We start from the raw sequence: 10,991 nt of genomic DNA on the forward strand, positions 1-10,991 counted from the left end.
CACAAGTCGTCATCAATGGCTGGCTCAGACAATACAACCACACACGCCCGCACCAGGCGCTCAACATGCGACCGCCAGTGCCCGAGACTCTACAAAGAAGTGGCCCAGTCCGTGGGGGCTAGACAAACACAGCGATTCCAAACACTGTGTTCAACACAGTCTTTCAGCCCACAAATCCACCCAGCAACGCACGAAAAACTGTGCGATGACTGTGCAACGCAGGAAGTAAAAACTGTGCGATGCTGTAGAGGCTTATTTTTATGGCTGAAGTGGTGCCCGGGGGCGGAATCGAACCACCGACACGAGGATTTTCAAGACTTGCGTTTATTATAGCGCATTGATTTTAAACAGGTATTTGAGGCAAGTTTGAGGTGTGCAATAAACTGTGCGATGCGCGTTGGCTGCGCTGGATTGCCAAACACTGTGTTCAACACACTAACCTGAAACACTGGGTTTGAACACACTCTCAGTAACACTGTTTGGAACACAAATGCTGGCTTTGTCCCTCAAAGCGGACACTTAGAAGCAGGCGACAGTGCGAAAGCTTATTCAGGTTTTCCCAAGCCTCTGTTTAGCCAACAGTGCTCACTTGGTGCGTCTAACTAAGTGAATGCCGCCAGCGCCTCGCTTTCATCATTGTAGAGCGCAACAAGGCTGGTGAAGCCAGAAGTCTCGAGCACCTTCCGCACAGACTCGTTTGCGCCGCAAATCTTCATTTGGCCATCTGAGTTCTTGAGCAGCTTGGCTGCAACGAGAATACTTCTTAAGCCCGCGCTACTAATGAAATCGACACCTTCCAGATTGATCAGCAGCTTATCGGAACCGCCTTTTACCAACCCAACCAGTGCATCCATAACTTCACCTGAAGTCGTGCTTTTGATATCGCCCATCAGGCTTACAAAAGTTATTCCGGCAACGTCTTTTGTCGTGATTTCCATGTCTTTCATCTCATTTCTTATCGTGACCGCCGAACCGACATGGCCTCGTCGAATACAAGGCGTCTCGGTACGGTCGTTTTTTCATTGCAGCGCACGCTGTTGGTTGCAAATCTCGCCATAACCTCGAACTACGGGTGCGTTGGCACCCAAACGGCGACTAAAGGCCCTGCAGCGCTTCTTCTTCGTTCGCGTATGTCGGAAAGAGTTTTGTGAAGCCCGACATCTCAAAGACCGACTTGGTCGATGGGTTCATGGAGCACACGGTGAGTTTCAGACCTTGGCCGCTCAACTTCTTGCCAAGTGCAAGGATCACTCGCAGGCCTGTTGATGCAATGAAATTCACCTTCTCAACGTTTATCACGACGTGCTTTCCTTCACCCTCAATTACCTCAAGGATTTCGGTTTCGACGTCTGGACTTGTATTGGTAGTCAGATCTCCATCCACGTAGATCACCACCGCAGTGTCTGTAGCGCGATGCGTCACTTCCGTATGCATCTCAGCCCCCTTAGTTCGTTGTTGTCGCGTCGGTTTGTGTTGGCGTATCGCCGGCGAATCGCTTCATCAGCGTCGTAACATTCTTGCCCTCAACACGCCGGTAAGAGAAATCGTCCATAAGGTTGCGAATAAGGTGTATCCCAAGCCCGCCTATTTCGCGCTCTTCTAAGTTCGACTCTACGTCGGGGTCTTTTCTTTCGAATGGATCGAACTCGACTCCCTGGTCCGTGACTGAGACGATGAAGCGCTGACCATCCGTTGACAGCACCACATCAATGATGTGCTCACCCTCATCGTCGTAGGCATAGCTGATTACGTTATTCAGCAGATCATCCAGGACCACCGAAAAATTGTTCTGAATCTCGGGCGGAAGCTCGAACCGCTGACAGATCTCCTGCAGCGCCGCGAGGCAACGGTCGATCTCGCGCAGTTCATTGACCAGACGTAACTCCACGGTTCCGCGAGCGTCGCGCACATCCCACGCGACATAGCGAAGGCAGAATAGCGTAATGTCGTCGGATTGTTCGGCGCCGCCGACAAATTCATCCACATCGCGCAACAGAGACTCGACGAGGTACTTCGTCCCGAGCCTTTTGGAGCGTTCAAGATGCGCCTCGAGTCGGGCTTCGCCGTAGTCAGCTCCCTTCGCGTCAAAGGCTTCTGTGACGCCATCGGTAAACAAGACGATCTTGTCGTCAACGTCGAGCTTCATTTGCGCCTCGCCGTAGGGCGCTCCCGGCATCACACCGACCATGGGGCCATGAAGCTCGTCCAACGCTCGCAACGAGCCATCCGTCTTTATTAGATAAGGCGGATTGTGCCCGGCGTTCGTGTAGGTCAGGATACCGGTTTTCGTGTCGATGATGCCAAAGAAAGCCGTGATGAACATGCAATCGTCATTGTTCTCACTAAGCTCATTGTTAGTCGCAGAGATGATATTGGCAGTCGATTTGGTATCTTGTGTCCGTGACTTTAGAAGTGTCTTCGCAACCGCCATCATAAGTGCTGCGGGCACGCCCTTGCCGGACACATCTGCAATAACGAACGCGAAGTAGCGATTGTCGATCTTGAAGAAGTCATAGAAATCTCCGCCGACCTCGCGCGCCGGACGAATGTATGCCCAGACATCCAAATCTTTGTGCTCAGGGAACCTTGGGAACGTCAGCGGTATCATGCTCATCTGAATCTGGCGTCCGATATTGAGCTCGTCCCCCATTCGTTTGTTCGCAATCTCCAGTCGTCGCTCCAGTTCCTTCTGCTGGCTGATATCGACCATCACCCCGAGCACTCCGCCCCGCGAGCCGTCAGACAGATTGAACGCGCGCGCCCAGAAAAGCATGTCATGTTCCTGTCCATCGCCCAATACGACGCTTGTCTCCCTGTGCGAACTTCCCCCATCTCGTAGAAGCTGAATATCTTCGTCGTGCCTCTTGGTCCGGTGCTCGTCCGGGAAGAAATCCAGATCTTTCAAGGTCTTACCGATGATATCCTCTCGCCTCACTCCAAAAGCCTTTTCGTAAGCTCGGTTGATGCTCACATATACTCCAGAGGTATTCTTGACGAAGATGGGATTGGGAACCGAGTCCACCAGAGTGGTCACGAAGCTCAGATTGTCGGCAATTTCCTTTTCCTGCCTCTTGCGGTCGGTAATGTCGCGGATAATCCCGACGAAGAGCTTTTCGTCTTCCAGTTCGGCCTCTCCGACGTGGAGTTCCAAGGGGAATTCGGTGCCGTCCTTCCGAAGCCCCTCGACCTCCCGGGTGTAGCCGACGACACGTTTTTCGCCTGTATCGTGGTAGCGCTGAAGATGAGCGTCATGATCCCGGGCGTGCCTTTTGGGCATCAAGACGTCAACCTTGCCGCCAATGACTTCGCTTGCATCATATCCAAAGGTCGTTTCGGCGCTTGGATTGAACTCCCTGACCACGCCTTTGCCATCAATTACGATCACGCTGTCGGCTGCATTGTTCAGGATGGAGCGAACCCTGGTTTCACTGTCGGCGAGCTCTTTGGTTCGATCTGCGACTTTTGCTTCCAGACCCTCGACCAGGTCTTTCAATGCTTCGCGCATTAGATCAAAATTATTGGCGAGTTGCGCAATCTCGTCGCCACCACTTGCTTCGATCGTAATGCCGAGATCGCCCTTGGCAATCCTTTGTGCCTTGTCACTCAGTTCCAGGATCGGGCGGGTCATTGTTCGCGCGAAAACGAAGGAGATTGCGACGATCCCCGCTATCAGAAGGCTCATGAGCTGCAGGGTCCGATCCCGCAAGCGATAGGCCGGCGCGAGCGCCTCAGCCTCGTCGATCTCGCTCATGATTGCCCAGCTCATATCGGGCAGATCAAGAAGACGAAATGCCGAGAGTACGGGGACACCCCGATAGTCTGGGAAGATTTCGGTATCCGTTTTTCCGGCCAAGGCCGCCCGCGTGCCCTGTGTGTCCACCGGTTGAAGATCGATCGACGTACCAAAGGTCTCAATCCTTTGGACGATGCTCTCGTCCAGTCCGATGCCACGGATCATGCCAAGATATCCGTCACGGTCCTCGATCAGGAACCGCGACTGGTTCCGCATTAGCAAATCTTCGCCAACGATATAGGTTTCGCCGCTTTCGCCTAGCCCGACATTGGACCAAGCGCCTTGACTAGTCATGATGTCGTTGATCCTGTCGATCGGCATCTGAAAAATCAGCACGCCAGTAAGTTCGTCGCCGTCGAAAACAGGTGACGCGACGAAGGAGGCGGGCGCGTTGTAAGATGGAGCGTAGGGCTCGAAATCCCTGAAAATGACGAAGTCGCTGGAACCAGCCTCTCTTGCAGCTTTGAACGCTTCTGCAAAGTTGGTTCCCGCGTAAGGCCCTGTCAAAAGCGAGGTCGCGAAGTCGACTTCCTTGAAGACAGAATAAACAATCCGCCCGCTCTCAGCATCGATCAGGAAGATATCGTAATACCCAAATTTTTCGAGGAAGTTTCTAATGATGGGGTGATAGCGTCTGTGCACAGCACTGTAGTGGCTTCCATCACCGGCATCGTCCATAAGGTGCTTTTCGCCTGTCGGGTTTCGGTTCCGGGCGATGAAAAGTTCTTGAAGAACCCGTGCGGTCGCATCCTGAGGAATGTAGCTCTCGGACCGCCCAATATCCGCCGCGAGAGAATTCTTGTCCAAGCGGGGCAAAAACTCTCGGTCATAGTAATCTTGGAGCAGGGGCGAGATCGGGGCGCCTGCGCGATTGTTCAGCAGGTAAACCGCAGCGCGAAATTCTCCGATTGCCTGCACGATCGTTCGGCTCTCTGAAAACGTTACAATCTGGTTCGATATCGTTGAAAAATAGTCCTCGATCTGCTGCGCCTTCATCTCGCGCACAGCGGTGAGCTTATTAAAGGATTCCTGCAGCAAAGCCTGTTTCGCGGCCCGGTACTCCACTACCGCATAAATACCGACGCTTGCCGCCGCCACGATGACCAGAACGGCCAGCAGTTTCGACCGGATCCTGAGATTGCCCAGAAAAGAAGGGGATCTAGGCGGCGTTATCATGTTTTCGGCCTGCGAAGACTGAGACGAATTGCTGCCGCGGCTCTTCTCATGTGCATCGGCTTTATTCCTTCGCTAGGCTCTGGTGCAGCCGCAGATCAAAAACTCCGATCATCGCCAGAAGATGATTGAATATTTCTGTCTGAATCTTCGAGAAGGGGACCAGGCTGACTTCACGGAGGAATGCGAATATCTCCATCGGAACGCCATGATGTGTTGGGGCCGTGGTCCGGATCATGATGTAATGGCGCTTCTGATGAATGTCCTCGCGGGACCTGAGGTATCTATCTACGTATGCGCAAAAGATCTCGAAGTTGGTCGTAATGACCGGGGCTAGCCGAGCATCTGTTCCAGGCTCATCACTGTCACCGAGCGCTTCGAGCTTCTCCGCGACTATATCTGAAATCAGGGGAACACCCTGCAGTCGCTCCAAGAGGGCTCTGTCACAAACGCGGACTGATCCGACGTCGAACGAAAAGGTCTCGAACAACCTTCTGGCCCGCGTGTCCTGCATACTTGTGTAGTTTACGTTTGCGACCTCGAGCACCGAGTGCGTGGGAACAAGTACAGTCGTCAGATCCCAGTTGCGCACTTTGATGTCGTAGAGACCAATATGCTCGACAGTGCCGTCGGCGCCGAAGCTTGGCACGACCAACCAATCACCCTCGCGGATCAGGTTCCAAGAAGCGATTTTTATGCTGGCGAAAATTGAATGCAGCGAGTCCTTGAAGATGAGCCCCAGTACCGCGGTCGCCGCTCCCACTCCGCCGATAAGTGTTATCAGGTCAGTGTCGACGACAACCGAGCCCGCGGCCACGATGCCGACAAGCACTGTCAATATTTTGAGAATGTCGATGTAACCCGTCGAACTGACGCCCTTCGCCCCCGATCTATGGCGGATGATCGAGGCAAGCGCGCCCATGACTTTCAAAGCTGTTTCAACTGCAAGGAAGATAGAAACGAGGCCCGATAGTACGCGGACCTCGTAGGCATAAGGCGCCAACCAATCGGCGAGGAAATAAGCCAGTGCCGTAGGGATTGCGTAGACGAAGCGGAAGGGGCGCAGGGCATCGACGATAAGGTCGTCGATAACGGTTTCAGTTCGGATTGCGATCCGAAATGCTACGCGACCGATTAGCCGCTGGAGCAAAGGCGATGCAGCCAGAGCTATCGCCACAATGACGATGAAGCTAAATTGTGGGTTTTCTTGTATAAAACTCAAAGGACGCCCCCCGACATCATTCTTTTGGCCGCAGCGTCAGCGCTGATTGGTAGCTTCCGCTGCGTGTTCGTTTTTTGCCATGATACGAATGTTTGGGCCGCGCGCTAGACCCACTCTTCGGATCCTGCCATCTCTGGCGTCTCGAGGAAGATTGCTGAAGAGCATGAAATTTCGCTCATTGGCCATTTATCCGCCGATCAATGTCTGCTCCCGGCTCGTCGCCGTCATCTGACTGTTTCAGTCAGGTGCCCGCTGTTGGGCGCTGAGCGGTCATCCAGTGTCGTCAAAACGCGGTTTCGAGCCTGGACGTCAGCTTCTGCCGACAGCAGACATTCCCAAGATCAGGCGCGATGAACGAGTTGCGGACGAAGCTGCCGAAGTTTTGTGGTATATCCCCTGCGTTGATACGGGAGGTAGTTGATGACACATAGGCTCTTGCGGCGTTCTGACTGGGCCTCTGCGGAAGGTTGGAACGGGAAACTCGAAGGAAAAGCGGTCCACACAGACGTCTCGTTTCTGTTTAACGAGGTTGGCGAAGCCGGAAAGGGCCCTCCACCGCATCGACGACGCTCGGGAACGCAGGAAGTGAAAACTGTGCGATGCTGAAGTGCTTTATTTTTATGACAGAAGTGGTGCCCGGGGGCGGAATCGAACCACCGACACGAGGATTTTCAAGACTTGTGTTTATTTTAATGCGTTGATTTTAAATGGTTATTTTAGGTGCAATTGAGGTGTGCGATAAACTGTGCGATGCGCGTTGCTGCATTGGGTTGGGCAAACACTGTGTTCAACACACTAACCTGAAACACTGTGCTTGAACACACTTTCAGCAACAGTGTTTGGAAAACAAGTGCTGGCTTTGGGTGGTTATAGCGGACGTTCGACAAGGCACGGGAGTGTGGCCGCTTAGCGGAGATTGTGTTGAAAAACTCGGTTCGCGGACCGAGGCGACCGATTTGGGAGAACATCTTCCCGCCAAAGCCCGCTTTTGCGAACGTAGTTTCATCGAGCCTGAATCAGAGGGACGTTGTTCCAAAATTTTGGCGCGAATTTTGCGGCGACGAGTTTTTCAACACAATCCGGACTTAGCGGTCGTTCGCCGTGGCTCGGTGTTTATCTTCCGGTGCCGACAGTTTTATCCGGGAGTACAAATTCTTGGCTTTGCATCGAATTGTGAACGCTGTTCATTTTTTCTTGACTGCCATCTCTGTGCGCGGTTAGCGTCGTGAACATTGTTCATGAAAGGCAAGAAAATGAAAATTGCATCACTTGTTACTACTGCCATTCTTTCGATCGCCGGCCTGCCATGTATAGCGCAGGGCAGCCTTCAGAATTCTGCCCGCTCGGGGCACCACAGCGCGCAGGCATCAGCTTATGGCTCGGTTGCGATCGCCCAAGGCGTGGCCAGTGTGATTGCCGTACCAGCAACTATCGTTGGAGGAACCCTCACGGTTTCAGGGGCTGGCCTGCAGGCCGCTGGTGCGGGATCGCTCGGGGCGGGAGAAGAATTGATGCGTGCCGGAATGGGCACCGCGACCCAGGCCCCGGCCATCGCTGCCGATCCTGCCCCAACACTTGATCGATAAGGAGTGGCTCAGATGACCCGATCTCTGTCTTTCTCATTCCGCCGGTTGCTTGGTCTGCTGGGCCTCTACGCCGCGTTTTTTTTCCCATCGGTCGTGACAGCCGGCAGCAGCGCTGGCGCTGCGCCTGTCCGCCCTATCGCCGAGATTTCTGCATTCGCAGATAGGGTGCAGACCGAGCTGGCCGCACAGGGGGCACATGTGGCCATCGTGGCACGGATGGGTCGCGATCCGTCGGTGATGCCCGATGGTATCCGATACACCCATGTAGCTTTCTGGGTTTATTCCAGCATCACCAACGCCGACGGCAGCACCGGAACGGGTTATCGCGTCTATAACCTGTACCAGACCGAGGGCAATCGTGCGCGCAGTGTATTGGTGCAGGACAGCCCGACCGATTTTTTCACTCCTGCCTGGAGCATGGATGCCGGCATCATCATTCCAGACAAGCGGCTTCAAAAGAAACTTCTGGCGACCATTGCCTCGCCCAGCTATTCGGCGCTGCACAATCCGCGCTATTCAGTCCTATCCAACCCGAATTCGACTACCTTTCAAAACTGCACCGAGCACACGCTCGACGTATTGATGGCGAGCCTTTACGGCACATCGAATAAGGCGCGTATCAAGGCCAACATCACCGCCCACTTTGAGGCTCAGCCCGTCGCTCTGAGCGATGCGAAACGCAGCTTGGCCGCTTTTGCGAGCCGGGCACTGACAACGCGGGATCACGGTGAAACTGTGGCCACCGCTACCTTTGGTAGCATCGCGCGGTTCATGCAGTCGCACCGTCTGGCCAAACGCGTGTATCGCATTGATCAGACCCGCGTTGTGGCCTTCTGAAAATTGACAAGGGTCGCGATTTGCCTGATTCAGCAACCCATGACGACACCAAAGACCCGACGCGAACGCAACCTTGCCGAGATTCGCGAACGCGCCCTGCCATTGGCCGAGCGCATCGTCCTCGACGAAGGGATGGCGGCGCTGAACGCCAGACGGCTCGCGCGGGATCTGGGGGTCTCCGTAGGCTCTCTCTATAACGCTTTTGGAGATCTTCCCGCGGTGGTCCGTGCAGTGATTGATCGTTCGTCGCAAATGCTGGCGGATCGCCTGCACGACGCGGTGGCCGCCGCCAAGCCTGAGCCGCGCGCGCGTGTCATGGCGCTCGGAGTAGCTTACCTAGAATTCGCCATAGCCGAACCACGGCGCTGGTGGCTGCTCTTCGAATATCGCAACACCGTCTCACCTGACCGGAAGGTCGAGGAATTCCAGATCGGGCTGCTTGATATGCTCATCGAAGCGGGTGGTGGGGATCCGCGATCCGAGAGCAGCAAGCAATTCTTCCTTCTCCTTTGGGCTTCGGTCCATGGGCTGGTGTCGCTGGCCTGCCGCCCAACGATCGTGGCAATCGATCCGGAGATGGCACGCACGTTTGTTGGCGAACTGGTCAATTCAGGCTTCGACCGTTACCCAACCGACTAACCGGACTGTCGTGCATGGAATTCTTGGGCTGCATGCGCAAACGCCTTTCTTGCGGCTGTTCTGGGCTGATTTTGTTGAAAAACTCGTGGTTGATCGGTGGGGGGCTGGCTGATTCAATTCTCTTGAAGAGCGGGAGGATTGGCGATGATGGGACCGAGGCAGGAAGCACAGGCTGCGTTGTTTTACGAGTTCTCGCTTGAGGATCACGTTCCCCAAGATCACATGCTGCGGTCGATTGATCGGTTCGTCGATCTGAGCAGCATCCGCGTCTATCTTGAAGACTTCTACAGCCACACTGGCCGCCCATCCATTGACCCAGAACTCCTGATCCGGATGCTGTTGGTTGGATACTGCTTTGGCATCCGGTCCGAGCGGCGGCTGTGCGAAGAGGTGCATTTGAACCTCGCCTACCGTTGGTTTTGTCGGCTTGATCTGACGGATCGTATCCCAGACCATTCAACATTCTCTAAAAACCGGCACGGTCGCTTTCGGGAGAGTGACGTCTTGCGACATGTGTTCGAGGTGACTGTTGCGCGCTGCATGGAAGAAGGATTGGTTGGTGGCCAGGGCTTCGCGGTCGACGCCAGTTTGATCAGCGCCGATGTTCAGAAGCAGAACTCCAGCAACCCGGAGGACTGGGCCGCTCGTGAACTTGATCCCGCTGAGGCACCCCGCGCCGTGCGCGAGTACCTTGATACTCTTGATAATGAGGCTTTTGGCGCTGCGACCACGGCCAAGCCCAAGTTCACCGCCCACACTGACCCCGCCAGCCAATGGACGGCAGCCCGCAAAGGTCCCGCGTTCTTTGCCTATTCTGACAACTACCTGATCGACACGGACCATGGGATCATCTTGGACGTGGACGCGAGCCGGTCGAACAAGGCCGCCGAGGTTGGCGCCATGCGCAAGATGCTCGACCGCACAGAAGACCGGTTTGGCGTGAAGCCCGATTGGATCGCAGCTGACACCGCCTACGGGTCCTCTGACAATCTGGTCTGGCTGGCTTTGAAGCGCCAGATCCTGCCCTTCATTCCCGTCTTCGACAAAGGCGAGCGGACCGACGGAACCTTCTCGCGTTCCGACTTCACCTGGGACGATGAGAACGACCGCTACATCTGTCCGGGCGGGAAAGAGATGCGACACACATGGCGGACCTATTCCGATCCCGCACGCAATGCACCAACTTGGAAAGCCCGCAAATATCGAGCGCGGAAGTCCGATTGCACAGGCTGTGCGCTAAAAGCCAAATGCAGCCCAAACTCGGAAGCACGCGCGATCCACCGCGAGAAATACGAAGCAGTCCGGGAGTTCGCACGTCAGTGCACTGCGTCAGACTTCAATCCTAAGGCACAGGCCCGGCGGAAAAAGGTCGAAATGCTCTTCGCACACCTCAAACGTATCCTCGGTCTCGGAAGGCTCCGATTACGCGGCCCATGCGGCGTTCAAGACGAATTCACCCTCGCAGCTACCGCCCAGAACCTCCGCAAGCTGGCCAAGCTCAAGCCCATGGTGCCAGCTACAGGATGACGGGCGATCAGGACTTCCACATCCAAAAGAAATCAACACGATAGCTTAAACAGAAGCGCCAAAAGCCGAGAGTTTTTCAACGGAATCGGCTCGTTCCTGCCTTTCGCTGCGCTTGGTATCGAGGTCCGCTGAGCGGAGATAGTGTTGAAGAAGTCTGGGTCAGAGCTGCCGATGAGCGAAGCCCAAAGCCGCAAGGCCGCTCCTCTCAGCCTGT

9 protein-coding genes are annotated in these 10,991 nt (G+C 54.9%); 5 read left to right on the forward strand and 4 right to left on the reverse strand.

What is annotated here, in order from left to right; translation table 11 throughout:
- Positions 1–11 precede the first annotated feature (11 nt).
- Positions 12–122, forward strand: coding sequence for an integrase core domain-containing protein (locus AB2B41_RS22350; protein WP_367880049.1), 111 nt, complete (start codon positions 12–14; stop codon positions 120–122).
- A gap of 480 nt (positions 123–602) precedes the next feature.
- On the opposite strand, the gene AB2B41_RS22355 is transcribed toward AB2B41_RS22350, so the two are convergent.
- From AB2B41_RS22355 to AB2B41_RS22370, 4 genes are all read right to left on the reverse strand, one after another.
- Complete coding sequence (locus tag AB2B41_RS22355) at positions 603–938, reverse strand: STAS domain-containing protein (RefSeq protein ID WP_367880041.1); 336 nt, start codon at positions 936–938, stop codon at positions 603–605.
- A gap of 157 nt (positions 939–1,095) precedes the next feature.
- A complete protein-coding gene (locus AB2B41_RS22360) occupies positions 1,096–1,434 on the reverse strand; it encodes an STAS domain-containing protein (protein WP_367880042.1) in 339 nt (112 codons plus the stop codon).
- Positions 1,435–1,444: 10 nt separating this feature from the next.
- Entirely contained in the window at positions 1,445–4,969 is a 3,525-nt protein-coding gene (locus tag AB2B41_RS22365) for a SpoIIE family protein phosphatase (RefSeq protein ID WP_367880043.1), read from the reverse strand.
- A 61-nt stretch (positions 4,970–5,030) separates the two neighbouring features.
- Positions 5,031–6,188 carry a mechanosensitive ion channel family protein gene (locus AB2B41_RS22370; protein WP_367880044.1) on the reverse strand — a complete coding sequence of 386 codons (1,158 nt, stop codon included), beginning with the start codon at positions 6,186–6,188 and terminating at the stop codon, positions 5,031–5,033.
- A 1,238-nt stretch (positions 6,189–7,426) separates the two neighbouring features.
- Here AB2B41_RS22370 and AB2B41_RS22375 point away from each other — a divergent pair.
- The 4 genes from AB2B41_RS22375 (at position 7,427) to AB2B41_RS22390 (ending at position 10,777) form a co-directional block, all read left to right on the forward strand.
- On the forward strand, positions 7,427–7,774 hold the full coding sequence (locus AB2B41_RS22375) for a hypothetical protein (RefSeq protein ID WP_367880045.1): 348 nt from the start codon (positions 7,427–7,429) through the stop codon (positions 7,772–7,774).
- Positions 7,775–7,786: 12 nt separating this feature from the next.
- Positions 7,787–8,611 carry a DUF2145 domain-containing protein gene (locus tag AB2B41_RS22380; protein ID WP_367880046.1) on the forward strand — a complete coding sequence of 275 codons (825 nt, stop codon included), beginning with the start codon at positions 7,787–7,789 and terminating at the stop codon, positions 8,609–8,611.
- A gap of 39 nt (positions 8,612–8,650) precedes the next feature.
- Positions 8,651–9,250 (forward strand): TetR/AcrR family transcriptional regulator, encoded by a 600-nt coding sequence (locus tag AB2B41_RS22385; protein WP_367880047.1) that lies wholly within the window; start codon positions 8,651–8,653, stop codon positions 9,248–9,250.
- A 144-nt stretch (positions 9,251–9,394) separates the two neighbouring features.
- A complete protein-coding gene (locus AB2B41_RS22390) occupies positions 9,395–10,777 on the forward strand; it encodes a transposase (protein WP_367880048.1) in 1,383 nt (460 codons plus the stop codon).
- Positions 10,778–10,991 lie beyond the last annotated feature (214 nt).

Source organism: Sulfitobacter sediminis (genome assembly GCF_040811725.1).
GTDB lineage: Bacteria > Pseudomonadota > Alphaproteobacteria > Rhodobacterales > Rhodobacteraceae > Sulfitobacter > Sulfitobacter sediminis.

Excerpts from the sequence above, each read along its gene's own strand:
- AB2B41_RS22355 (WP_367880041.1), bottom strand. The coding sequence starts at position 938 with ATGGAAATCACGACAAAAGACGTTGCCGGAATAACTTTTGTAAGCCTG.
- AB2B41_RS22365 (WP_367880043.1), bottom strand. The coding sequence starts at position 4,969 with ATGATAACGCCGCCTAGATCCCCTTCTTTTCTGGGCAATCTCAGGATC.
- AB2B41_RS22375 (WP_367880045.1), top strand. The coding sequence starts at position 7,427 with ATGAAAGGCAAGAAAATGAAAATTGCATCACTTGTTACTACTGCCATT.
- AB2B41_RS22385 (WP_367880047.1), top strand. The coding sequence starts at position 8,651 with ATGACGACACCAAAGACCCGACGCGAACGCAACCTTGCCGAGATTCGC.
- AB2B41_RS22390 (WP_367880048.1), top strand. The coding sequence starts at position 9,395 with ATGATGGGACCGAGGCAGGAAGCACAGGCTGCGTTGTTTTACGAGTTC.
- AB2B41_RS22380 (WP_367880046.1), top strand. The coding sequence starts at position 7,787 with ATGACCCGATCTCTGTCTTTCTCATTCCGCCGGTTGCTTGGTCTGCTG.
- AB2B41_RS22360 (WP_367880042.1), bottom strand. The coding sequence starts at position 1,434 with ATGCATACGGAAGTGACGCATCGCGCTACAGACACTGCGGTGGTGATC.